Source organism: Hypericibacter terrae, from assembly GCF_008728855.1.
Taxonomy (GTDB): domain Bacteria; phylum Pseudomonadota; class Alphaproteobacteria; order Dongiales; family Dongiaceae; genus Hypericibacter; species Hypericibacter terrae.
Genome location: NZ_CP042906.1, coordinates 5,811,651 through 5,834,725, shown reverse-complemented (window position 1 = coordinate 5,834,725; position 23,075 = coordinate 5,811,651). Strand labels below are relative to the sequence as shown.

At 66.4% G+C, this 23,075-nt stretch carries 19 protein-coding genes and 1 tRNA gene; 13 read left to right on the top strand and 7 right to left on the bottom strand.

Annotated elements, in window-relative coordinates; all coding sequences use genetic code 11:
- Positions 1–43: 43 nt before the first annotated feature.
- Entirely contained in the window at positions 44–1,072 is a 1,029-nt protein-coding gene (trpS, locus tag FRZ44_RS26630; protein ID WP_151180033.1) for a tryptophan--tRNA ligase, read from the bottom strand.
- Positions 1,073–1,377: 305 nt separating this feature from the next.
- Between trpS and FRZ44_RS26625 the strand changes: the two genes are divergently transcribed.
- Entirely contained in the window at positions 1,378–2,094 is a 717-nt protein-coding gene (locus FRZ44_RS26625; RefSeq protein ID WP_225308463.1) for a Bax inhibitor-1/YccA family protein, read from the top strand.
- A gap of 81 nt (positions 2,095–2,175) precedes the next feature.
- Here the strand turns inward: FRZ44_RS26625 and FRZ44_RS26620 are convergent, their stop codons facing one another.
- A complete protein-coding gene (locus FRZ44_RS26620; RefSeq protein ID WP_151180032.1) occupies positions 2,176–2,991 on the bottom strand; it encodes a helix-turn-helix transcriptional regulator in 816 nt (271 codons plus the stop codon).
- A gap of 152 nt (positions 2,992–3,143) precedes the next feature.
- Between FRZ44_RS26620 and FRZ44_RS26615 the strand changes: the two genes are divergently transcribed.
- The 11 genes from FRZ44_RS26615 to FRZ44_RS26565 all read left to right on the top strand — a co-directional run bounded on the left by FRZ44_RS26615 (position 3,144) and on the right by FRZ44_RS26565 (position 17,461).
- Positions 3,144–4,292, top strand: coding sequence for an ABC transporter ATP-binding protein (locus tag FRZ44_RS26615; protein ID WP_151180031.1), 1,149 nt, complete (start codon positions 3,144–3,146; stop codon positions 4,290–4,292).
- Positions 4,293–4,436: 144 nt separating this feature from the next.
- The gene (locus FRZ44_RS26610; protein ID WP_151180030.1) at positions 4,437–5,573 is read left to right on the top strand and encodes an ABC transporter substrate-binding protein; all 1,137 of its coding nucleotides are present in this window, start codon (positions 4,437–4,439) and stop codon (positions 5,571–5,573) included.
- Positions 5,574–5,640: 67 nt separating this feature from the next.
- Positions 5,641–6,522: an ABC transporter permease gene (locus FRZ44_RS26605; protein ID WP_151180029.1), complete on the top strand. Its 882-nt coding sequence runs from the start codon at positions 5,641–5,643 to the stop codon at positions 6,520–6,522.
- A 196-nt stretch (positions 6,523–6,718) separates the two neighbouring features.
- Complete coding sequence (locus FRZ44_RS26600) at positions 6,719–7,549, top strand: ABC transporter permease (RefSeq protein WP_151180028.1); 831 nt, start codon at positions 6,719–6,721, stop codon at positions 7,547–7,549.
- Between the two features lie 119 nt (positions 7,550–7,668).
- Positions 7,669–8,259 (top strand): cysteine hydrolase family protein, encoded by a 591-nt coding sequence (locus FRZ44_RS26595; protein ID WP_151180027.1) that lies wholly within the window; start codon positions 7,669–7,671, stop codon positions 8,257–8,259.
- Positions 8,260–8,288: 29 nt separating this feature from the next.
- Positions 8,289–8,921: a glutathione S-transferase family protein gene (locus FRZ44_RS26590; protein ID WP_151180026.1), complete on the top strand. Its 633-nt coding sequence runs from the start codon at positions 8,289–8,291 to the stop codon at positions 8,919–8,921.
- 95 nt (positions 8,922–9,016) lie between these two features.
- A complete protein-coding gene (locus tag FRZ44_RS26585; protein WP_151180025.1) occupies positions 9,017–11,455 on the top strand; it encodes a GcvT family protein in 2,439 nt (812 codons plus the stop codon).
- Positions 11,456–11,502: 47 nt separating this feature from the next.
- On the top strand, positions 11,503–12,435 hold the full coding sequence (locus FRZ44_RS26580) for a choline/ethanolamine kinase family protein (protein ID WP_151180024.1): 933 nt from the start codon (positions 11,503–11,505) through the stop codon (positions 12,433–12,435).
- 3 nt (positions 12,436–12,438) lie between these two features.
- Positions 12,439–13,011 (top strand): DUF924 family protein, encoded by a 573-nt coding sequence (locus FRZ44_RS26575; protein ID WP_151180023.1) that lies wholly within the window; start codon positions 12,439–12,441, stop codon positions 13,009–13,011.
- 154 nt (positions 13,012–13,165) lie between these two features.
- A complete protein-coding gene (locus tag FRZ44_RS26570; RefSeq protein ID WP_191908317.1) occupies positions 13,166–14,314 on the top strand; it encodes an efflux RND transporter periplasmic adaptor subunit in 1,149 nt (382 codons plus the stop codon).
- 27 nt (positions 14,315–14,341) lie between these two features.
- On the top strand, positions 14,342–17,461 hold the full coding sequence (locus FRZ44_RS26565) for an efflux RND transporter permease subunit (protein ID WP_151180021.1): 3,120 nt from the start codon (positions 14,342–14,344) through the stop codon (positions 17,459–17,461).
- Positions 17,462–17,468: 7 nt separating this feature from the next.
- Here FRZ44_RS26565 and FRZ44_RS26560 read toward each other — a convergent pair whose 3' ends face one another.
- Genes FRZ44_RS26560 through FRZ44_RS26545 form a run of 3 tightly spaced genes read right to left on the bottom strand, consistent with a single transcriptional unit; the run spans position 17,469 to position 20,253 of the window.
- Positions 17,469–18,956, bottom strand: a complete 1,488-nt coding sequence (locus FRZ44_RS26560) for a S8 family serine peptidase (RefSeq protein WP_191908316.1) — start codon at positions 18,954–18,956, stop codon at positions 17,469–17,471.
- A 26-nt stretch (positions 18,957–18,982) separates the two neighbouring features.
- Positions 18,983–19,729 carry an anti-sigma factor family protein gene (locus FRZ44_RS26550; RefSeq protein WP_151180018.1) on the bottom strand — a complete coding sequence of 249 codons (747 nt, stop codon included), beginning with the start codon at positions 19,727–19,729 and terminating at the stop codon, positions 18,983–18,985.
- Positions 19,726–20,253 carry an RNA polymerase sigma factor gene (locus FRZ44_RS26545; RefSeq protein ID WP_225308462.1) on the bottom strand — a complete coding sequence of 176 codons (528 nt, stop codon included), beginning with the start codon at positions 20,251–20,253 and terminating at the stop codon, positions 19,726–19,728. Before FRZ44_RS26545 ends, FRZ44_RS26550 begins: the two co-directional genes overlap by 4 nt.
- A gap of 270 nt (positions 20,254–20,523) precedes the next feature.
- Between FRZ44_RS26545 and FRZ44_RS26540 the strand changes: the two genes are divergently transcribed.
- On the top strand, positions 20,524–21,237 hold the full coding sequence (locus FRZ44_RS26540; RefSeq protein WP_151180017.1) for a tetratricopeptide repeat protein: 714 nt from the start codon (positions 20,524–20,526) through the stop codon (positions 21,235–21,237).
- A gap of 47 nt (positions 21,238–21,284) precedes the next feature.
- Here the strand turns inward: FRZ44_RS26540 and FRZ44_RS26535 are convergent, their stop codons facing one another.
- Both FRZ44_RS26535 and FRZ44_RS26530 read right to left on the bottom strand, forming a co-directional pair.
- Positions 21,285–22,673, bottom strand: a complete 1,389-nt coding sequence (locus tag FRZ44_RS26535; RefSeq protein WP_191908315.1) for an acyltransferase family protein — start codon at positions 22,671–22,673, stop codon at positions 21,285–21,287.
- Positions 22,674–22,709: 36 nt separating this feature from the next.
- Positions 22,710–22,784: transfer RNA gene (locus FRZ44_RS26530), tRNA-Thr, on the bottom strand.
- Positions 22,785–23,075: the final 291 nt, after the last annotated feature.

The window sequence follows — 23,075 nt, the reverse complement described above, 5'->3', positions numbered from 1 at the left end:
AGGCCGGGCCTCCGGGCAGCGCTTCAACCGCCGTGGAATGGGCTCAGGGTCGCAGGAAGCCGACCACGTCCTCGACTTCCTTCAGGATCGGCGCCGAGAGGGCCCGGGCCCGCTCGGCCCCCTGCCGCAGAACCGCGTCGATCTCCGAAGGCTCGGCCAGGAGCCGCTTCATCTCGGCCCCGATCCGCCCGAGGGTCGCGACCGCAAGATCGGTCAGAGCCTGCTTGAAGGCGGAAAAGGCCTTGCCCTCGAACTCCGCCAGCACGGAAGCCAGCGGCCGGTCGGAGAGCGCCGCATAGATGCCCAGCAGGTTGAAGGCCTCGGGCCGGGCCGCGAACAGCTCGTCCTTCACCTGGCCGTTGGCGCCCAGCGCCTCGGGCCCCGGCAGGGGATGGGGATCGGTCTTGGCCTTGCGGATCTTCTGCGCCACCAGCTCGGCATCGTCGGTCATGTTGATGCGGCTCATGTCCGAGGGATCGGACTTGCTCATCTTCTTGGTGCCGTCGCGCAGCGACATGACGCGCGTGGCCGGCCCCTGGATCATGGGCTCGGGCAGCGGGAAGAGTTGGACCCCGAAGTCGTTGTTGAACTTCTGCGCGATGTCGCGCGCGAGCTCGACATGCTGCTTCTGGTCCTCGCCCACCGGCACATGGGTCGCCTTGTAGAGCAGGATGTCGGCGGCCATCAGGTTCGGATAGACGTAAAGCCCGGCCGAGGCGTTCTCGCGGGCGTTGCCGGACTTCTCCTTGAACTGGGTCATGCGGTTGAGCCAGCCCAGCCGCGCCACGCAGTTGAAGATCCAGGCCAGCTGCGAATGGCCCGGCACCTGGCTCTGGTTGAAGATGATGTGCTTCCGCCCATCGATCCCGGCGGCCATGTAGGCGGCGGCGACCTCCCGGGTGCTCTTGCGCAGCTCGGCCGGTTCCTGCCAGACGGTGATCGCATGCAGGTCGACGATGCAGAAGATGCAGTCGAACTGGTCCTGCAGCCGGACCCAGTTGCGGATCGCGCCCAGATAATTGCCGAGATGCAGGTTGCCGGTGGGCTGGACGCCGGAGAAAATGCGATTCATGGGATCGGGAGGGCTCTTTGATGGTAAAAATCGGGGGATAGGACGAAAAGCGGATCGGTTTCCCGCTTTTTGCGCCCGCTCCAGGGCCGAAGACAGTGGCGAGCCGCCCCTGGGAGCCTGGATCGAGCGGGGGCTGTTATGGCGGCCAGGGCCCCCCAAGGTCAAGCCGGAGGCCGGATTCGGGCCGAATTTAGAGCGCCTGCCAAGGGGTTGGATAGCCCTTTGATTTCTATTGAAACCCGAGGCCGCCGCTCCAATATTGGAAGGCGAGTTTAGTGGCCACACCCAGGAGGGAACGAAACGCCATGGCTATGGGACCCGATCCGCGTCTGATGACGCGCGCGCAGGCCGCCACCGCCGACATCGATGTCGGCCTTCGGCAGTACATGCTGCGCGTCTACAATTACATGACCGGCGGTTTGGCTGTGACGGGCATCATCGCCTATGTCATCGGCACCAACCCGTCCTTCTACCAGGTGGTTTACGGCACGCCGCTGGCGTGGGTCGTCATGTTCGCCCCGCTGGTCCTGGTGATGGTCTTCAGCTTCCGCATCGCCAAGATGTCGTTCGGCGCCGCACAGGCCGTGTTCTGGGCCTTCGCGGCCCTGATGGGCGTATCGCTCAGCTATATCTTCGCGGTCTATACTGGGACCTCGATCGCGCGCGTGTTTTTCATCACGGCCGGCACCTTCGCGGCGATGAGCCTCTATGGCTACACGACGAAGCGCGACCTGACCGCGATCGGCTCGTTCCTGTTCATGGGCCTGATCGGCATTGTGATCGCCTCGATCGTCAACATCTTCCTGGCGAGCTCGGCGCTGTCCTTCGCGATCTCCGTGATCGGCGTGCTGGTGTTCACCGGCCTCACCGCCTACGACACGCAGAAGATCAAGTCGATCTACAGCGAGCTCGACGGGGCGGAAATGGTCGGCAAGAAGGCGATCATGGGCGCCCTCAACCTCTATCTCGACTTCATCAACCTGTTCCTGATGCTGTTGCGCCTGTTCGGCAACCGCAACTAACCGAGCCGGCTGCATCGCAGCCAGCTCCAGCGCCCGGAAGCTCCCGCTTCCGGGCGTTTTCGTTTGTGCGGCCCGATGATGTCAGCGTCGGCCGGCCAGCGAGGACAGGAACAGCGAGAACAGCTCGGCCTGGCTGGCAATGCCGAGCTTCGCATAGATGTTCTTGCGGTGGATCTTGACCGTGCCGGGCGCGATCTTGAGCTGGCGGGCGATCGCCTCGGAGGAGTGGCCCCGCAGGACCAGCGCCCCCACCTCGCGCTCGCGCCGCGTCAAAGGCCGCTCGCCGAAGGCATCGAACAGCGAGGCCAGATCGAGACGGGAGGTCAGCTCGCTCTCGTCGGGTCGGCCACCGGCTGCCGCCGGCGTCTCGCCCTCGAGCCCGCGCCAATGGCGCTCGGCCGCCGCGATGACCACCGGCGCCACCTGCTGAAGCCGGTTCATCTCGCGCGCCGGAAAGATCGTGCGGTGGCCGTCGCGCATGAGGGAGATCACGACCGTGGCGTCGCTCGAGGGCGACAGGAAGAAGCCGATCTCCTCGGCGAGCCCCGTCCTCGCATAGTAGGAGCGATAATACTGGCTCTGGTAGAAGCGGTCGGGCGCGAGGTCGCGCATGCGGTGGAGGCCGCTCGGCACCCGGCCGCGGCTCGCATGGTAGAAGGGATCGAGCAAGTAGGGTCCCGCCTGATAATCGGCCACGAACACGTCGCGCCGGGCGGCCGGGAAATTGTTGAAGAGGTCTATCGGGCGCGCTTCGCCGCAATAGCCGAAGATCACCGAGAAATCGAATTCCGCGATCCTGGCCAGCGCCCGCACCAGCGCCGGGGCGAATTCCGGCGTCTCGAGCGCGGCCAGCGCCGCCGCGAAATACTGATGCCAGCGATGGTCGAGCGCCGTCAATCTATCCCCTAAACAAGTGCTGGTTGGGCAATTCTATCACCATGGAGGTATATACAGGTCGGGAGAGATGTCGCAACCTCACGACAAAACAAGGGGATAGGCCCCAAAAAGCCGTCGTCTGGGACTGGGAAGCGCCGTTGGCGATTGCCACCATGAGCACAGTGACCGAACCGCGCCCGGCCAGTGGCGAGCCGGATGTGCGGTTTCGCGCCGTTTCCAAGCGCTTCGGGCCCGTGATCGCGGTCGACAGCGTGTCGTTCGAGATCCCCAGGGGCGCGTTCCATTCCTTCCTCGGGCCCTCGGGCTGCGGCAAGACCACGACCCTGCGGCTGATCGCCGGCTTCGAGCAGCCGAGCGAGGGCGTCATCGAGATCGGCGGCGCTTCCGTGGTGGGAGTGCCCGCCTATCAGCGCCCCGTGAACATGGTGTTCCAGCATTACGCCTTGTTCCCGCATCTCGACGTCTTCGCCAACATCGCCTATGGCCTGCGGCAGCGCCGGCCCCAGCCGGATCGGGCCGAGATCGAACGGCGCGTCGGCGAATCGTTGGAACTCGTCCGCCTGCCCGGCATGGGCAAGCGGCGCATCTGGGAACTGTCCGGCGGCCAGCAGCAGCGCGTGGCGCTGGCGCGCGCCCTCATCAATCACCCGACCGTGCTGTTGCTGGACGAGCCCCTGGCGGCGCTCGACCGCAAGCTCCGGCGGGACATGCAGATCGAGTTGCAGAACCTCCAGCGCGAGGTCGGCATCACCTTCATCCTGGTCACCCATGACCAGGAGGAGGCGCTCTCCATGAGCGATACGATCGGCATCATGCGCGACGGGCGTATCGTGCAGATGGGCTCGCCCACCGAGCTCTATGACGCCCCGGTCAACCGCTATGTCGCCGATTTCGTCGGCGAATCGAACTTCTTCGCCGGCCGCATCCAGCAGCAGGACAGGACCGGGGCTTCGATCAAGACCGACAAGGAGGTCACTCTGGCAGCACCCCTGTCGCGCAAGGGGGAGCCCCTGGCCGGCAAGGATCGGGCTGTGATCGCGGTGCGGCCCGAGATGATCGAGCTGTGGGACGCCGCCGACGCCGCCGGTGGCAGCGGCTTCGACTACCGCTTCAAGGGCCGGGTCCGCAACCGGATCTATCTGGGCGATCAGACGGAGTTCAGCATCGAGACGGCGGAGCTGGGGGCCGTGCTGGTGCGGGCCCCCAAGGCCTCGCGGGCGGGCTCCGGCGCTTTCGCGCCTGGCTCCGAGGTGGGGCTCGGCTGGCGGCGCCAGGGCGCCCTGGCGCTGGTCGACGTCTAGATCGAGAATATGGCTTTACCGCCGGCGCGCGGAACGGGACGGCGCCGCCGGCGAAAGAGACTGCGAAGACAACCGTTGCCCAAGACGAACCGTCGCCGCTGAAGACGACGGACAAACCGATAAGACAAAACAGAGGAGACGACCATGGACCGCAAAGAATTCATTCATCACATGCGCCGCTGGCAGAAGGGCTCGATCTCGCGCCGGCAGTTTCTGGGCGTGACGGGTCTGGGCCTGGCGACGGCCGTGCTGGTCAAGGCCATGCCGGAATTGCTGGCCCCGCGCCAAGCCTTTGCCGGCGATCTCGGCGACCGCGTGTCGCTGAGCACCTGGCCCAATTATCACGACCCGAAGAACTTCGAGGACTTCACCGCCAAGACCGGCGTGAATGTCGAGGTCAACGTGTTCGGCTCGAACGAGGAGATGCTGGCGAAGCTGCAGGCCGGCGGCACCGGCTGGGACCTCTTCGTGCCGACGAACTACACCATCTCGACCTACAAGGAGCTCGATCTGATCGAGCCGCTCGATCTCGCGATGCTGCCGAACTACGACCCGGCCAGCATGGAGAAGCGCTTCGTCGAGGCCGGCATGATCGACGGCAAGACCTATGCGGTCTCCAAGGATTGGGGCACCACCGGCTATGCGGTGAACACCAAGAAGATCAGCGAGAAGATGACCTCCTGGAAGGATTTCTGGGATCTCGCGATGGGCAAATATAGCGGCCGCGCCATGGTGCATGACTATCAGCTCACCACCATCGGCAATGCGCTCAAATATTACGGCTACTCCTTCAACTCGATCGCCGACAAGGAACTGGCCGACGCCGAGAAGCTGCTCCTGGCGGCGAAGCCCCATCTCTTCGCCATCAATTCGGACTATCAGCCCTCGATGCGCAACGGCGACGCCTGGCTCACCGTCTGCTGGACCGGCGACGGCAAGCAGATGCATCGCGATCTCCCCGAGATCGAATATGTCATCGGCAAGGAAGGCGGCGAGATCTGGTCCGACTTCTACGCCGTGCCGAAGGGGGCGCCGCACCGCGCCGCCGGTTATGCCCTCGCCGACTTCCTGCTGACGCCGGCGGTCAATGCCAAGGAAGTGCAGGCGCATGGCTATCCCTCGGCCGACGCCCGCACCAACAAGCTCCTGCCGAAGGAGCTGCTCGAGGATCCGATCATGTATCCGGCGGCCGAACTCCTGGCTCCGCTCGAGTTCGGCGCGGCGGCGACGCTGACCAACCCGGCGCGCGCCGAGATCATGGCGCGCTTCAAGTCGGCGTGATCGGCACGACACCAGGCCTCTCACCCGCTGCGGCGGGTGAGAGGCTGCTTCTCTTGGATTTCCGCCCATGACCGCGATCCGCACCAGCGCCCAGGTCGAACGACGCGCGCGCTGGGTCACCGCCCTGCTGCTGGGCCCCAGCTTCCTCTGGTATCTGGCGCTGCTGGTCGTGCCGCTGGCGGTCGTCGTCGTGTTCAGCTTCGGCGAGAGGGCGCCCGCCGGCGGCTACCAGGCGGGATTCACCATCGCCAACTATCTCAATCTCCCGGCGCGCAGTGCCGCCTTCCGCAACACCCTGCTCCTGGCGCCGCTCGGCACCATCGTCTGCCTCCTGGCCGCCTATCCGCTGGCCTATTACCTCGCCATCAAGGCGAGCCCGCGACTGCGGCTCTTTCTCCTGATCCTCGTCATCGTTCCGTTCTGGACCAGCTTCCTCATCCGCACCTATGCCTGGATGTTCATCCTCGGCGGGCGCGGCCTGCCCTCCGTCATCGAATGGCTGGGGCTGGGCGAGGTGCGGCTCATCAACACGCCGCTCTCGGTCCTGATCGGGATGGTCTATGGCTATCTGCCGCTGATGGTGTTCCCGATCTTCGTGAGCCTGGAGCGGCTCGACAAGCGGCTGATCGAGGCCGCGGCCGATCTGGGCTCCAATCCCTGGCGCAGCTTCCTTCAGGTGACGCTGCCGCTCTCGGCCCCCGGCGTCATCACCGGCTGCATGCTGGTCTTCATCCTCTTGATGGGCGAGTACCTGATCCCGCAGCTCCTGGGCGGCGGTAAGGTGTTTTTCATCGGCAACGCGCTGGTCGATCTGTTCCTGCAATCGCGCAACTGGCCGTTCGGCTCCGCGGTCGCCATGAGTCTCGTCATCATCATGCTGGCGACGGTTACGGTCTATCTGCGCGTCACCCGGCGCTACGGCGCCGGCCGCGATGTGTCGCTGCTGTAGGGCGGGGGCATGAACGGAGCTGGCGAGATCGAGACCGTGGCACCCCCCACCCTAACCTCCCCCTCAAGGGGGGAGGGGTTAGGCAAGGGGGGGACTGCAGCGACGAGTCTCGTCCTTTCTTCCTATCTCCTCCCCCCTTGAGGGGGAGGTTAGGGTGGGGGGTGGGCAACCGCTCCGCCCTCCCCGATAGATCGCCATGCGCGCCTATAGCTTCGCCATCTATCTCTTCCTCTATGCGCCGATCGTGCTGATCGTGCTGTTCAGCTTCAACAGCGGCAACAACGCGTCCGACTTCCAGGGCTTCTCGACGCTCTGGTACGGCAAGGCCGCCAACAACCGTTTCGTGATCGAGGCGGTGACGCACAGCCTCATCGTCGCCTCCGCCTCGGCCAGCCTCGCCACGGTCTTCGGCACCATGGCGGCGCTGGCCGTGCAGCGGGTCAGGGGCGCCGCCCGCCTCTTCTTCGATGCGATGACCTATGTCGCGATCATGGTGCCCGGTATCGTCATCGGCATCTCGACCCTGATCGCACTGGTGACGACCTTCGGCCTCGTCAACGAGATGCTGACGGCGATCTGGCCCGGCGATCCGGCGACCGCCCCGCAGCTGGGGATGGGTTTCGGCTCGATCATCGCCGCCCACACCCTGTTCTCGCTGGCGCTGGTCATCGTGATCGTGCGGGCGCGCATTGCCGGCATGGACCGCAGCCTGATGGAGGCCTCGGCCGATCTCTACGCCTCGCCCTGGGGGACGTTCCGCCAGGTGATCCTGCCCTTGATCCTGCCCGCGGTCGTCGCCGGTTTCCTGTTGAGCTTCACCTTCAGTTTCGACGATTTCGTGGTCGCCTTCTGGGTCGCCGGCTCCAAGACCACCCTGCCGATCTATATCTTCGCCTCGATCCGGCGCGGCGTGACGCCCGAGATCAATGCGATCGGCACGGTCGTGCTGACGGTCTCGCTGATCCTGCTGTTCAGCGCCCAGCTCATGCTGCGCCGCGGCGAAAAGGCGAAGCCGAAAACCGCCTGAGCCCGTCGAACTCCCCCGACAAGAGGCTTGTCGAAGGGCGCGGTTGGCGGCACCCTCACTCGCCTTCGCCGAAGGCCCCGAACGCAGCAGCAGCAACAAAAACCGGAACGGAGACGAAGATGACGACCGCGCTTTTGGTTGTCGACGTGCAGCAGATCTACACGGTCAAGGGCAACGAGCTTTACTGCAAGAATGCCGGCCAGACCGTCAAGCGCATCAACCAGCTGATCGAGCGCTTCACCGCGAAGAAGGCGCCGGTCATCTTCATCCGCCATGTCCATAAGCTCGACGGCTCGGACCTTGGCCGCATGTTCGATTTTGCCGGGCCGGCGTCGGATTTCTCCTTCAAGGAGAAATCGGCGGCGGTGGCCTATGACGAGAAGCTCGCCGTTCCCGCCAAGCCGATCGAAATCGTCAAGAGCCGTTATTCCTCCTTCGCCGGCACGGGACTGCACGAGAAGCTCAAGAAGCTGGGCGTGACCCGCGTCGTCGTCACCGGCTTCATGACGAACTTCTGCTGCGATACCACGGCGCGCGATGCGCATGATCTCGACTATTATGTGGACTTCGTCCTCGACGCGACCGGTACGCCCGGCACCGCGAAGATGGACCAGGACCAGGTTCGCGACGCCGTGGGCGATTTCATCGGGGGCGGGTTCGCGCGGGTGATGTCGACCCGTGAATTCCTCAAGCAATTCGCGGCCGGTTGAACGCAAGACCCGGGAGAGACGCTAAGATCATGTACACGCTTTACTGGGGCCCCAACAGCGCAGCGCTGGCCCCGCAGATCCTGCTCGAGGAGATCGGTGCCAAGCACGAGCTCAAGCGGATCGACATCGCCAGCAACCAGCATAAATCGCCGGAATATCTGAAGTTCAATCCCAACGCCAAGATCCCCACCCTGGTGATCGACGGCAAGCAGGTGATCTTCGAATCGGCGGCCATCTGCCTGTATCTGGCCGACCGTCATCCGGAGGCGAAGCTCGCGCCGGCGATCGGCGATCCGGCGCGCGGACTCTATTATCAGTGGCTGGTGCATCTGACCAACACGCTCCAGCCGAACTACCTGTCTTACTATTACCCCGACCGCTTCACCGACGATGCCAAGGGCACGGACGCGGTGCAGTCGCGCGCCAAGACAGAGCTGGGCGAGATCTGGGGCCGGATCGACAAGGCGCTCGGCGAGAAGGGCCCCTATTTCCTGGGCGACCGCTTCAGCGGCTGCGATGCCTTCCTGTTCATGCTCGCGAACTGGCAGGAGCCCATCCCGGACCTTTACAGCCGTTTCAAGCATGTGAAGCGCTGCGCCGACGCAGTGGGGGCAAGGCCGGCGGTGCAGCGGATCCTGCCGGCCAACGGGATCGCGGCTTGAACTCGGTCCGCCAATCCGCTTGAGTCCCTATCGTGCTTAGGGCGGCCGCCTCAGCAACGGGGCGGCCGCTCTTCTTGAGGGGGTGAGACAGGGCCATGACCGCCACGGAACATGCGGAAATCGTCATCATCGGCGGCGGCATCATCGGCTGCTCCATCGCCTATCACCTGACGCGCATGGGCAAGACCGACGTGCTCCTGCTGGAGAAGAGCGGTCTGACCCATGGTGCCACCTGGCATGCCGCGGGGTTGGTGGGACAGCTTCGCGCCTCGCGCAACCTGACCCGCATGCTGCAGCGGAGCGTGGAGCTCTATGACACGCTCGAAGCCGAGACCGGCCAGGCGACCGACTGGAAGCGGGTCGGCAGCTTGCGCGTCGCCTCATCGCCCGGACGGCTCACCGAGATCAAGCGCTCGCTCACCATGGCCAAAAGCTTCGGTCTGGAGATGCATCTGCTCTCGGCCCAGGAGGCCCAGGAGCTCTGCCCGATCCTCTCGACCGAGGGCGTGCTGGCGGCGGCCTATCTGCCGAGCGACGGCTATGCCGATCCGGCGAGCCTGACGCAGGCCCTGGCAAAAGGCGCTCGCATGAAGGGTGCCAAGATCCGCCAGGGCGTGAAGGTCACCGGCTTCGAAATCAAGAATGGCCGCGTCGATGCCGTTCTCACCCAAGACAGCCGCATCACCTGCGATATCCTGGTCAATGCCGGCGGCATGTGGGCGCGCGAGCTGGGCCTCTCCATGGGCGTGCGCGTGCCCTCGATCGCGGTCGAGCATCAATATCTCATCACCGATCCGATTCCCGATCTGCCAAAATCGATGCCGACGCTGCGCGATCCGGACTTGCGCATCTATTACAAGCCCGAGGTGCGCGGCATCGTCATCGGCGGCTGGGAGGAGGGCACGCTGCCCTTCGGCGAGAATGGCATTCCGCCCGATTTCGGCCAGCAATTGCTGCCCGGCAATTTCGAGCGCTTCGAGGGGCTGGCGCAGGCCGCCTTCAAGCGCACGCCGATCGTCGAGACCGTGGGCGTGCGCGAGCTCATCAACGGCCCCATCCCCTTCTCCGCCGACGGCGAATATGTGATGGGCAAGGCGCCGGAGCTCGACAATGTGTTCGTCGCGGCCGGTTTCACCTATGGCATCGCGGGCGGCGGCGGGGCCGGGGCGATGATGGCGGAATGGATCACGCAAGGGCGACCCAGCCTCGACCTCTGGCCGCTCGATATCCGCCGCTTCGGCTATCACCACACCGCCAAGGCCTTCTGCTTCCCGCGCGCGATCGACCTCTATGGCAAATATTACGCGCTGGGCTACCCCAAGCGGGAGCATCACTCGGCGCGCGGCATCCGGCGCAGCCCGCTTTACGACAAGCTCAAAGCCAAGCGCGCGGTGTTCGGTTCGCGCGGCGGCTGGGAACGGCCCAACTGGTTTGCGCCCGCAGGCATGGAAACCGAGGACCGCCCCTCCTTCGGCCGGGCCAACTGGTTCGACGCGGTGGGCGCCGAGCACAAGGCCGTGCGCGAGCGCGTGGCGCTGATCGACCAGACCTCCTTCTCGAAGGCGGAGATCCTCGGGCCCGGAACGCTCGCCTTCCTGCAGCGTCTCTGCGCCGCCGACATGGACAAGCCGGTCGGCAGCATCATCTACACCCAGCTCTGCAACGAGCGCGGCGGCATCGAGGCCGATGTCACCTTCATCCGGCTCGAGGAGAACCGCTTCTATTTCGTCACGGGCAGCGCCTTCGCCACCCATGATTTCCACTGGATCCGCAGCCATATGCCGCGCGACGGCTCGGTCTTCCTGGTCGACATGACCTCGGCCCGCGCCACGATCAATCTCTGCGGGCCGCTGGCACGCCGGGTGCTGGCGAAGGTGGCCGAGGCCGACGTCTCGAACGCGGCCTTCCCCTTCGCGACCGCGCGCGAGATCGCGGTCGGCGCCGCCCCGGTCCTGGCGGCGCGCATCGGCTATGTCGGCGAGCTCGGTTGGGAGCTCCATGTCCCCAGCGAATATGCCCAGCATCTCTATGAGACGCTCTGGGCCGCCGGCGAGGAATTCGGCATCGCCGATGTGGGCTACCGCGCCATCGACACGCTGCGCATGGAGAAGGGCTATCTCTATTGGTCCTCGGATATCACGCCCGATTACAATCCCTATGAGGCGGGACTGGGTTTCCGCGTCTCGCTGAAGAAGCCGGACTTCATCGGCCGCGAGGCGCTGGCGCGCATCAAGGCCGAGGGCACCAGGCGCCGGCTCTGCTGCTTCACCCTCGACCAGCGCCGCGGCTTCGACCTGGCGGTGGTCGGCGGGGAATGCGTCCTCTGGGACGACCGCCCGGTCGCCGTCGCCACCAGCGCCAATTTCGGCCACACGGTCGGCAAGGCGATCCTCTATGCCTATCTGGCGAACGAGGATATCGGGCTGGTAGGGCCCGCGAACGGCTACGAGATCGAGGCCTATGGCGATCGCTACAAGGCGGCACGCCATGAGGGGCCGCTCTATGATCCGAAGATGGAGCGGCTGAAGAGCTAGTCGAGAAGGCCCGGCGCCAAGATCGGGCCATCGCCAAGGGGGCGTGCATGAGCGAGGAGATCGAAGAGGTCCTGTCCCTCTTCCGACGCATCCCGTTCCTGGCCGAGGCCGAGCCGGGCAAGGTCCGGATCGAGCGGCTGGGCGGGCTCACCAACCGCAACTACAAGATCGTCACGCCCGATGGAAAGGCCTGCGTGCTGCGGATTCCAGGGGCGGGGACCTCGGACTATATCGACCGCAAGGCCGAGAAGCAGAACGCGGCTGCGGCCGACCGGGCCGGCGTGAACGCGCCGCTGCTGTTCTTCGACGACAGCGACGGGCTGCAGGTGACGGGCTTCATCGAGGGCGCCGCCACCATGAATGGCGAGCGCTTCAAGGATCTGGGCGCGGTCGCGCGCGCGGCGCGCGCTTTCCGCCAGATGCACGAGTCGGGCGAGGTCCTGGCGGGGCGCTTCGAGCTGTTCCAGATGATGGACAATTATCTGGGCCTGCTGCGCGCCAAGGGCGCCAGGGTGCCCGACGGCTACGAGGCGGTGCAGAAGGAGGCCGAGGCCGTCCGGGCCGCCCTGACGCGCCATCCCTTGCCGCTCAAGCCCTGCCACTGCGATCCGCTGGCGGAGAATTTCCTCGACACCGGCACGCGCATGGTGATCGTCGATTGGGAATATGCCGGCAACAACGACCCGATGTGGGATCTGGGCGACCTCTCGGTCGAGGCGGGCTTCGGTTCCGACCAGGACGCGGCCGAGCTCGAGGCCTATTTCGAGGGCAAGGCGCCCGCAAACGATGTCGGCCGCATGGTCATGTACAAGGCCATGTGCGACCTGCTCTGGACGCTCTGGGGCTGCATCCAGCTGATGAACCAGAATCCGGTCGACGATTTCTGGGCCTATGCGGTCAATCGCTTCGAGCGCTGCCAGGCGCTGATGGGCAGCCGGGAGTTCGGCCGGCATCTCGATGCCGTGCGTCGGGGTCCCTGATCGATGGATCCCCGCGCGCTGCTGGAGTTCTGGCTCTCCGACTATGCCAGACCGCTCTGGTTCGAGCGGAACGCCACCTTCGATGCGGAGATCCGCCATCGCTTCGGCGGCTGGATCGAGCCGGGGGCCCAGGGCCGTCTCGCCGAGTGGGAACGAAGGCCCGATACCGCGCTGGCCCTGGTGGTGCTGCTCGACCAGTTTCCGCGCAATATTTTCCGCAACAGCCCGCGCGCTTTCCTCTATGACGCGGCGGCGCGGGCCGTCGCCTTGCGCGCCCTCGAGCGCGGCTTCGACCAGGCGACGCCCCTCGACCGGCGGACCTTCTTCTATCTGCCGATCGAGCATAGCGAGCAGATCGAGCATCAGCACCGATCGGTCGAGCTGTTCCGGCGCTGGGTCGAGGCGCATGAAGGCGATGCCGCCCGCAACGAGGCGGAGGACACCTTCCGCTATGTGCTGCGTCATTGCGAGATCATCGAGCGATTCGGCCGCTTCCCGCACCGCAATCTGGCGCTGGGCCGCGAGAGCACGCCCGAGGAGCTGGCCTTCCTGACCGAGCCGATGTCGGACTTCTGACCGATGTCGGTCTCTTGTCGTCGCCGGGTCGAGCCCGGCAATGACAGGAACGGCAATCCAGGGTTGGCTTGAGGCCCTGCTTCGGCTTATATCCAGGGCCCCCGGCGGCGCCCGTGCGCGCCCCGCGAGATTCGCAACCGAGGACTTCACCCCTATGCGCAGGATCGTTCTGGTCGTCATCCTCCTTGTCGCCGTCGCGGCTGCGGGCGGCTATTGGTGGAAGACCCGTCAGGCGGCGAAAGAGGCGGCCGCGACGGCCGCCGCCCCGGCAGGGGGATTCTCGGTGCCGGTCGAGGCCAGCCCGGTCGAGACCGGCAGCATCGACCTGGTGATCCCGGCGGTCGGCACGCTGCGCTCGAACGAATCGATCCAGGTGGCACCGGAAATCCCGGGGCGGCTGGCCGAGATCCTGGTCCAGGAAGGGCAGAAGATCGAGGAAGGCACCGTGATCGCCCGGCTCGACCAGTCGGTCTATCGCGCCGAGCTGCAGCAGGCCCAATCCGGCCTCGAGCTCGCGAAGGCCGATGTCGAGCGCTACAAGAAAATGCGCGCGGGCGAAGTGGCGAGCGAGCAGGCCATGCAGCGCGCCAACGCGGCCTTGAGCGACAATCTGGCCCGCATCTCGCTAGCGGAGGCCAACATGGCCAAGACCGAGCTCCGGGCGCCCTTCGACGGGGTGCTGGGCCTCCGGCGCGTCAGCCTCGGCGACTATCTCGATGCCGGCGACGTCATCATCAATCTGGAGCAGGTCGACCCGCTGAAGGTCGATTTCCGCGTGCCGGAGATCTATTACACCACCGTCAAGCTCGGGCAGACCATCAAGCTCGAGATCGACGCGCTGCCCGGCGAGACTTTCGAGGGCACCATCTATGCGATGGATCCGCTGATCGATGCCGGCGGCCGCTCGATCGTGCTGCGCGCCCATGTCCCCAACAGCCTGGACAAGCTGCGCCCCGGCCTCTTCGCCCGCGTCTCGCTGGTCTACGACACCCACCCGAACGCGCTGCTGGTACCCGAATCGGCGATCGTGCCGTTCGGCAGCCAGAAGTTCGTGTTCCGCGTGGTGGACGGCAAGGCGGCGCAGACGCAGATCAAGGTCGGCGAATATGTCAACGGCAAGGTCGAGGTGCTCGAAGGGCTTCAGGCCGGCGAGCTGGTGGTGACGGCCGGGCAGTTGAAGATCGCCGACGGCATGGGCGTGGCGCCGATCCCGAACGCGGCGGCACCGGCCGAGCCCGCCGCCGGCGGCGATTCGGGCGGGAGCTCGGGTGGCGATGCCGGCACCGCCTCGGGCGGCGGCTGAGATAGCGGAACCGGGGGGCGTCGGGCTTTGCGAATTTCCGATATCTGCATCAAGCGTCCGGTCTTCGCGACCGTGCTGTCGATCGTGCTGACGCTGATCGGGATCGTCTCCTATTCGCGCATCACCGTGCGCGAATATCCGAACATCGACGAGCCGGTGGTGACGGTCTCGACCACCTATCGCGGCGCCTCGGCCGAGATTGTCGAGAGCCAGGTCACCAAGACCATCGAGAACTCGCTCTCCGGCATCGAGGGCGTCGAGTATGTGACCTCGATCAGCCGTTCCGAGGAAAGCCAGATCACCGCGCGCTTCCGCATCGACCGCGATGTCGACGCCGCGGCCAACGACGTGCGCGACCGCGTGGCGCGCGTCCGCGGCGAGCTGCCCGAGGGAATCGAGGAGCCGGTCGTCTCCAAGGTCGAGGCCGACGCCGAGCCGATCCTCTATCTCGCCTTCTCCTCCGACCGGCATTCCGACCTGGAGATCACCGACTTCGCCGACCGGGTGGTGCAAGACCGATTGCAGACCCTGCCCGGCGTCGCCGACGTGCCCATCTATGGCGAGCGGCGCTATTCCATGCGCATCTGGCTCGATCGCGACAAGCTCGCGGCCTATGAGCTGACCACCCAGGATGTCGAGGCGGCGCTGACCGCGCAGAACGCCGAGATCCCCGCCGGCCGGATCGAGGGCGACCGGCGCGAATTCACCGTGGTCTCGCAGACCGACCTCAAGACACCCGAGGAATTCGGCAAGATCATCCTCAAGAATGCCGACGGCTATCTGGTGCGGATGCGCGACGTGGCCCGCGTCGAGATCGGTGCCGAGGACGACCGCATCATCGCCCGCTTCCAGGGCAAGAGCGCAGTGGCGCTGGGCGTGGTGAAGCAGTCGGTCGCCAACCCGCTCGACGTGTCGAAGGCCGTGCGCGCCGCCATTCCCGAAATCGAGGCCCAGCTGCCGCCCGGGATGAAGATCGACATGGCCTACGATTCGGCCGTCTTCATCGACCGCTCGATCCAGGCGGTCTACCACACCATCGGCGAGGCGGTGCTGCTGGTGGTGGCGGTGATCTTCCTCTTCCTGCGCTCGCTGCGCGCCACGCTGGTGCCGCTCGTCACGATACCGGTCTCGCTGATCGGCGCCTTCGCGATCATGTTTCTGTTCGGCTTCTCGATCAACACGCTGACGCTCCTCGCCTTCGTGCTGGCGATCGGGCTCGTGGTCGACGATGCGATCGTGGTGCTGGAGAACATCTTCCGGCATATCGAGGCCGGGCTGAAGCCGATCGACGCGGCCCTCAAGGGCATGCGCGAGATCGGCTTCGCGGTGGTCGCCATGACCCTGACCCTGGCGGCGGTGTTCGCGCCGCTCGCTTTCACCGAGGGGCGGACGGGGCGGCTGTTCGTCGAGTTCGCCCTGACGCTCGCGGGCGCCGTCCTCATCTCAGGATTCGTGGCGCTGACGCTCTCACCCATGATGTGCGGGCGCATGCTGAAGCACAGCGAGCGCCATGGCTTCGTCTATAACGCGATCGAGAAGGTGCTGGTCGGGCTCACCGACGGCTATCGCCGCTTCCTGGGCGCCGTGCTGCGCTGGCGCGTCCTGGTGGTGCTGCTGTTCCTGGCCGTCGCCGGGGCCGGCGCCTTCACCTTCAGGCTGCTGCCCTCGGAACTGGCGCCCTATGAGGATCGCGGCTCGCTCCTCGCCATCATGATCGCGCCCGAGGGCGCCACCGCCGGCTATACCGACCGCTACATCAAGATGATCGAGCAGCTCTGGGACAGCGTGCCCGAGAAGGAGGCCTACTTCACCGTGACCGGCTTCCCGGTGGTGAATCAGGGCATCGGCTTCATGAGCTTCGTCGACTGGTCGAAGCGCGCGCGCTCGGCCTTCGAGATCGTGCAGAGCCTGTCGGGGCCGATGTTCGCCAATCCGGGCCTGCTCGCCTTCCCGATCATGTTCCCGCCGCTGGGCCAGGAGTTCGACCAGACCCCGGTGCAATTCGTGGTGCAGACCACCGGCACCTATGAAGAGCTCCAGGGCCTGGTCAACAAGATCATGGCCGAGGCCGCCAAGAACCCGGGCCTCGCCAATCTCGATTCCGATCTCAAGCTCAACAAGCCCGAGCTGCGGATCGATGTCGACCGCGACAAGGCGGCCGATCTCGGCGTCTCGGTCGTGGCGCTGGGCCGCACGCTCGAAACCCTGCTGGGCAGCCGGCAAATCACCCGCTTCAAGCTCGAGGGCGAGCAGTATGACGTGATCCTGCGCATGGAGGAGACCGAGCGCAGCCGGCCGGGCGACATCGCCGCCATTTATGTGCGCGGAAAATCGGGCGAGATGATCCCGCTCGCCAACCTGGTCTCGCTCGAGGAGACCGTGGCGCCGCGCGAGCTCAACCATTTCAACAAGCTGCGCGCCGCGCGCATCACCGCCTCGATCGCGCCCGGCTACAGTCTGGGGCAGGCGCTCGAGTTCCTGCGCCAGACCGTGCGCCAGGTCGCGACCTCGCCGGTCTCGATCGACTATGCCGGCCAGTCGCGCGAGTTCCTGCAGGCCTCGAGCAGCCTCTATGTCGTCTTTGCGCTGGCCCTGGTCTTCATCTTCCTGGTGCTGGCGGCGCAGTTCGAGAGCTTCCGCGACCCTCTCATCATCATGCTGACCGTCCCGATCGCCATGACCGGCGCACTGGTGGCGCTGCATTTCAGCCACGGCACGCTCAACGTTTACAGCCAGATCGGCCTGGTCACGCTGGTGGGGCTGATCACCAAGCACGGCATCCTGATCGTCGAGTTCGCGAACCAGCTGCGCGCGCAGGGACGGGCCAAGTTCGAGGCCGTGATCGAGGCCGCCACCTTGCGGCTGCGGCCGATCCTGATGACGACCGGCGCCATGGTGCTGGGCGCCATCCCGCTGGCGCTCGCCACCGGGGCGGGCGCCGAAAGCCGCCAGCAGATCGGCTGGGTCATCGTCGGCGGCATGTCGCTCGGCACGCTGCTGACGCTGTTCGTCGTGCCGGTCGCCTATACGCTGCTGGCGCCGAAGACGCTGCCCGACGCGATCCTCGAATCGGCGCGCGAGCATGCCGCGATCGAGGCGGCGGCGGACGAGGCGCGGCGGCGAAGCGCCGAGGCGCCGGCGGAATAATTCGGGCTCAGCGCCGGCCGCAATTACCGTCGCTCTGCAACAGGCCCCAGCCGAAATCGGGATCCCGTCCGGCCGGCCCCAGATCGCGGGCGGTGGCCGCGATCGCGCGATGCATCGTGGCGGCATTGGCGGGGCCGCCTTCGGCGATCTTCGCCGCGACCCAGGCGGTGACGAAGGGGGCCGCGAAAGAGGTTCCCGTCTCCGGTCCCGCCGCGGGCGCGATCACGCGCACGCCGGGAGCGGCCACGTCGACATAGTCGCCGCGGTTGGCCTGCTCGAAGAGGCGGCCATCGACATCGACCGCCGTCACCGCGATCACGCCCTCGAGCGCCGCTGGAAAGGCTGGCGGCGCGCCGGGCCCGCCATTGCCGGCAGCGGCGACCAGCACCGCGCCGCGCTCCGCCGCGCGCGCGACCGCGAGATCGATCAGCAGATTTTCGTCGCCCGCCAGGCTGACATTGATCGCCTGGATGCCCGCTCCCACCATCCAATCGAGCGCCCGGGCGAATCCCACCGCCGTGGCCCGCGCCTCGCCCTTGCCGTCGAGCGCGAAGATCGAGGCCACATAGAGCTCGGCCTGCGGCATCAGGCCCTCGGGCTGCGACGCCGGCGCCGACGCGCTGCCCAGAGTGCCGGCGTCGGGCGAGAGACCCGGCGCGCCGCCGACCAGGATGCTGGCGATCGCCGTGCCATGATCGCGGGGTGCTGGATCCTCGCCTGCATCGATGAAGCTCTGCTGGCGGATCCGATGGCCGCCGAAGCCCGGCGCCTGCGCATCGACACCGGTATCGATCATGCCCAACCGCAATCCCGATCCACAGCCCGAGGCCGGGCTGGGCCAGCCGATAGCCTGCGCCGAATCGCCGGGTGCCGGTAGGGTCAGGCTCGCCATCGGCGCATAGAGCGCGTTCACATCGATCTGGAGAGCGGGCAGGCGCGCCTTCAGCAGCGCCTCGCCCGTTGCCAGCGACATCTGCGGCGGCAGGCCGATACGCACCGCCGTCAGATCGAGCGCCGCAAAGGGCGTCTCCTCGATCACGCGCATGCCGAGCTGCGCCAACGTCGTTCTCAGGCCGTCGGTGGGGCCGACGGCCACCAGCTCATGCGCGACCGCACGGCCGGCGTGATCGCTGCCCTTGTCGGCACCGGCGCCATCGTCGCTGCCGTCGCCGCCATCGCCCCCTTCGCCGCCGCCGTCGCCGCCGCCATCGCTGCCCGAGCCGCCGGAGCCGCTACCGCCGCCCTCGCCGCCGCCGCCACTGCCGCCCCCTTCCCCGCCACCGCCGCCCCCACCGCCGCTGCCGCCATCGGCAAAGGCCGGCTGCGCTCCCAGATCGAGACCGAGAAGCGAGACGACGCGCAAGGCCGGTGCCGCGCTGAGCACCAACGCCATGAACAGCGGGCCGGCCGCGCGGTAGCGCAGCGCCGCGCGGCGCGACAATCGGCGCGGATGCGCCGGATTCCAGGAATGACGATCGGGTCTCATCGCAGCCATGAACGGGGATCCAGGGCGCCCGCGCCTCAGCCGCCGGCGGCGGCCGGCATCGAAAGAACTTCCCAGCCGCCGCCGATTCGACGGCAGGCAAAGCCCGATTCCGCCGTCGGCGAGGCGCCGGTCGTCGTACGATCATGGCGAAACTCGCGACACGCGAAGCCGCCATGGGCGACGATATCGCCCAGGAGCGTGATGCGTCCGGCGATGCCGTGGGCGGCGTCCGCATAGGTCGCGCTTTCGCCCGTGGCCCCTTGATCCAGAAGCCTGGTGAGGCTCGTCTCATAGAGCGCCGCCGCCGGATCGTTGGCGGCGCCGGCGAGCTTGAGCCCCGAATTCTGGCTCATCTCTTTCCAGGCCATGCCGCCCAGAAAGCCCAGGCCCAGCAACAGCAGGCTGGCCGCGAGCGGCAACAGCCGCCAGCCGCTCCCGCGGCGTGCCGGCGGCGGCGAAGGACGGCGGCGCAGGCTGGCCAGTTTCTCGCGGGTCGAGAGATGTCCTCCCTCGCCGTCGCCGCCGCGAATGAGGGCCTCGAGTCCCGCAGGCAGCGGTTCCTCGATCGCCGCGTCGAAGGCCGCCTTGATCGCCTCGGCGCTTCGGCGCATCAGCGCCACCTTGTGGCGGGCTTCCGCGTCCTGCGCCAGCAGCGCTTCGATACGACGCGACCCCGCGGCGTCGAGCTCGCCATCGACATAGGCGACCAGCGTGGCCTCGTCCCAGAAGCGGCTGGCGCCGGTGCCGTCGCCGTCGCGGCCAGAACCTCGATCCATCGTCATGACCTTGCCCTCGCGGCATCGCTCGAAGCCGGGCCCTCTGCCGAAAGAGCCTGGCCCAATGTCAGTCGCGCGCGCGACAGCCGGCTCATCACCGTGCCGATCGGAATCTCCAGGATCTCGGCCGCCTCCTTGTAGGAAGCGCCTTCGACCGAGACCAGCAGCAGCACCGCGCGCTGCTCGGCCGGCAGTTTCGCCACCTCGCGCCGCGCCTCGGCGAGGCCGAGTTTCGCTTCCATCTCGCGCGCCTGGTCGCCACCCGGAAAGGCCGTCATCACATCCTCATCGACCGCGATCTCGCGCCGCCATCCCGACCGGATCTGGTCGATCCAGAGATTCTGCAAGATTCGATAGACCCAGCTGTCGAGCCGCGTGCCCGGCCGCCATTGATCCGCCCGATCGAGCGCTCGCAGGCAGGCGCTCTGCAGCAGATCGTCGCCATCCGCCATGGTGCCCGCGAGGCCATAGGCGAACCGCCGCAGCCGCGGCAACAGCGTCACCAGTTCCTCGCGCATCGTCTGGTTCACGCCCTCAAATCCGCCTTCCCCGATCCCGCTCCGAGAGGATCCCGCTTCCACAAGACAACGGCCGGCCCCGGGATTTATTCCGGGCCTGCTGCCAGGATCGGGAGCGCCCCGAAGCGGGCCGTCCCGTCGCTGCCGTCTCGTCATCCTACCATGGCGAGCCCCCGCAGCACCCTGATGGGCCCCGCCGTTGCCCTGGCCCAACGCGGCCGGGACCGGCTAAGCTCCGAGCCGCGAATGACGCTCACCGGACCCTAAAAACCCCGAGGTTCGATGCAGGCCATCAGACAGCGTGTGACCGGGATGGCGGCCCTGCTGGCGATCCTGGCGCTGGTCGTCGGTGCGCCGCTGGAGCCCGCTCGCGCCGGATTGGACGAAGCCGCCGAGGCCCTTGCCCATGGCGACTGGCAGATCGCCTTCCGCGAATTGAGGCCGCTGGCCGAGGCCGGCAATGCGGAGGCCCAGTACAAGCTCGGCTGGATGTATCACCGCGGCGATGGCTCGCCGGTGGACTATTCGACGGCACGCTACTGGTTCGAGAAGGCCGCCGCCCAGGGCCAGCCAGATGCCGAGATGGAGCTGGGCGACCTCTATGCGCAGGGCCAGGGGGTGGTGAAGAATCTCGCCACCGCCGCCGACTGGTATCTCAAGGCGGCGCAGCATGGCAATGCGGCGGCCATGAACAATCTGGGAGCGATGGCCTTGAGCGGCACGGGCCGGCCGGCCGACCCGGCCGAAGCCCTCCGCTGGTTCACCGCCGCCGCCAACAAGGGATACTCCGAGGCGCAGTATAATCTGGGGTTGATCTATGCGCGGGGCGAAGGCGTGCCCGTGGATATGAAGGCGGCCTATATGTGGTTTCGCCTCGCGGCCAATGACGGCGACGAGGATGCGCTGCAGGCGATCCAGGCCGTTGCCCCGACCCTGACAAGCGAGGAGATCGACGCCGCCGAGGCCGCTGCCGAAAGCTGGCAGGCGCAGCCCTGAGCGGCGACGCCGGAGGGATGCCGGGCCGATTTTCCGTCGGCGGAGATTCAGACCGCGACGGGTCGAAGGCGGCCCGATAGACGATCGGCCAAGGGACGCAGACGGTCTCTATAGAGCGCGCATTCGAACAGGCCGAAGGCGCCCGCACCGATCAGGGCCGCATCAAACAAGATCGCGAAGAGAGGCCAGAATCCATAACCGGCGCCGGCCAGGGACAGAAAAAGTCCATAGATGATCGGCAAATGCAGCAGATAGAGGCCATAGGATCCATCGCCCAATCGGGCGAGCGGAGACGGCCACGCGATCTGAGGGACGCTCGTCAGCGCGATCAGGAGACTGCCGACTACGATAATCCCCGCGAAGAACGGAGTCACCACGGTGCCTTGTCCGATCGACGCGGCCACAACGAGAAGGAGCCACAGGGCAAAAGCGAGCCGCTGGCCTGCATACAGGGCGCTGGAAAGCAGAAACCCGCCAATGAAAAAGAGACTGAATGGCGAGAACAGGATCTGGGTGACATCGGCAGCGCCCCAGAAGCCGCTCGTGATACCGAGCGTGGGCGCCAGCAATATTGCAACGGCCCAGGCGAGCATCGCGGTCGCGTATCCGGCGTGCCTGAACCTCATCGAGATCATGACCAAGAGAAGAAAATAGAAGCACATCTCGTAGATGAGAGACCAGTAAGGCACCGCCACGCTATCGACCAGCCTGCCGGTCGGCAGCAGGAGCAGCGAGAGGTCGAAATCGAATGTCCGAGGGAGGCCGGGAGCGAACGGGGAAAGCAGGGCGAACAGCAGCGTGCGTCCCGCCAAGGCCAGCAGATAACCAGGATAGATGCGCACGATCCGGTGCAAGGCGAAGCGCCGCGGCGTCTGGCCGACCTGCATGGCCATAACAAAGCCGGAGAGCATGAAAAACAGAAAAACGCCACTGGCCCCGAGTTGAAAGCGGAGGAAGAAGGTGATGTCCCGGCCTTCGGCCTGACTGGCGAAGAAGACGGCGTGCTGGATCACCACCAGCAGCGCCGCGAGGGCACGCAGGCATTGAATTCCTCGCAAGCGAAACGGAGCGGGGGATTGATTCATAGGAATCGGCTGACCGGAGCGCGACGGGAAGCAGGCGGCATCCTGGAAGATGAAGGCGAAGTTCGAAATTGGATTCGAACAGGGCAGGCAAATATCACAGTGCGCCGAAAGGGAGAGGACCGTCAATGATTGCAACGTTGGGTTGCTGCTGATTCCCCCGGCGATCGATGGCTGGACGGTGACGCTGAACAGAATCCTGGTCTCTGCCTGCACATTCAGGGGAACGACCTTGATCGCACGGCTTTCGAAAGCCGGGGAGATCCCGAGCAGCGACGCAGGGGGAAGATCGAGATCGGGAGGAGCGGGCGGATCCTTAGAAAGAATCCTGCCGCCATGGGCCCACAGCCGCATGCCGGAAGAAAGGCGACGATCTGCCGGGGTGAAAAATGGTGCCGCAGGAGGGAATTGAACCCCCGACCCACGCATTACGAATGCGTTGCTCTACCCCTGAGCTACTGCGGCGACCGGGGTATCCATAAGGCGGCGCACGCTAGAGCAGGCGCCCCAGTTCCGTCAACCATGGTAAATCGGGGCGGGGCACCGGGAAACCGGCGCTCGCCGCCGCGGAACAGGGTCCAAACCTAGCCGAGAATGGTCAATAGAGCCTTAGTGCGGGGTCGGGCCGCGCCATTCCGGGCCGGCTCCGGTGCGTCATCCGGCTGCAGCCGCCCAATGTGATGCCAATGCAACGCTCTCGTCACACCCCCGCCCTTGTCCGCCCCTAGGGTCCGCCCCAGGCCCAAACGATACCAA

Excerpts from the sequence above, each read along its gene's own strand:
- trpS (WP_151180033.1), bottom strand. The coding sequence starts at position 1,072 with ATGAATCGCATTTTCTCCGGCGTCCAGCCCACCGGCAACCTGCATCTC.
- FRZ44_RS26625 (WP_225308463.1), top strand. The coding sequence starts at position 1,378 with ATGGCTATGGGACCCGATCCGCGTCTGATGACGCGCGCGCAGGCCGCC.
- FRZ44_RS26615 (WP_151180031.1), top strand. The coding sequence starts at position 3,144 with ATGAGCACAGTGACCGAACCGCGCCCGGCCAGTGGCGAGCCGGATGTG.
- FRZ44_RS26610 (WP_151180030.1), top strand. The coding sequence starts at position 4,437 with ATGGACCGCAAAGAATTCATTCATCACATGCGCCGCTGGCAGAAGGGC.
- FRZ44_RS26605 (WP_151180029.1), top strand. The coding sequence starts at position 5,641 with ATGACCGCGATCCGCACCAGCGCCCAGGTCGAACGACGCGCGCGCTGG.
- FRZ44_RS26600 (WP_151180028.1), top strand. The coding sequence starts at position 6,719 with ATGCGCGCCTATAGCTTCGCCATCTATCTCTTCCTCTATGCGCCGATC.
- FRZ44_RS26595 (WP_151180027.1), top strand. The coding sequence starts at position 7,669 with ATGACGACCGCGCTTTTGGTTGTCGACGTGCAGCAGATCTACACGGTC.
- FRZ44_RS26590 (WP_151180026.1), top strand. The coding sequence starts at position 8,289 with ATGTACACGCTTTACTGGGGCCCCAACAGCGCAGCGCTGGCCCCGCAG.
- FRZ44_RS26585 (WP_151180025.1), top strand. The coding sequence starts at position 9,017 with ATGACCGCCACGGAACATGCGGAAATCGTCATCATCGGCGGCGGCATC.
- FRZ44_RS26580 (WP_151180024.1), top strand. The coding sequence starts at position 11,503 with ATGAGCGAGGAGATCGAAGAGGTCCTGTCCCTCTTCCGACGCATCCCG.
- FRZ44_RS26575 (WP_151180023.1), top strand. The coding sequence starts at position 12,439 with ATGGATCCCCGCGCGCTGCTGGAGTTCTGGCTCTCCGACTATGCCAGA.
- FRZ44_RS26570 (WP_191908317.1), top strand. The coding sequence starts at position 13,166 with ATGCGCAGGATCGTTCTGGTCGTCATCCTCCTTGTCGCCGTCGCGGCT.
- FRZ44_RS26560 (WP_191908316.1), bottom strand. The coding sequence starts at position 18,956 with ATGGCTGCGATGAGACCCGATCGTCATTCCTGGAATCCGGCGCATCCG.
- FRZ44_RS26550 (WP_151180018.1), bottom strand. The coding sequence starts at position 19,729 with ATGACGATGGATCGAGGTTCTGGCCGCGACGGCGACGGCACCGGCGCC.
- FRZ44_RS26540 (WP_151180017.1), top strand. The coding sequence starts at position 20,524 with ATGCAGGCCATCAGACAGCGTGTGACCGGGATGGCGGCCCTGCTGGCG.
- FRZ44_RS26535 (WP_191908315.1), bottom strand. The coding sequence starts at position 22,673 with ATGCGGCTGTGGGCCCATGGCGGCAGGATTCTTTCTAAGGATCCGCCC.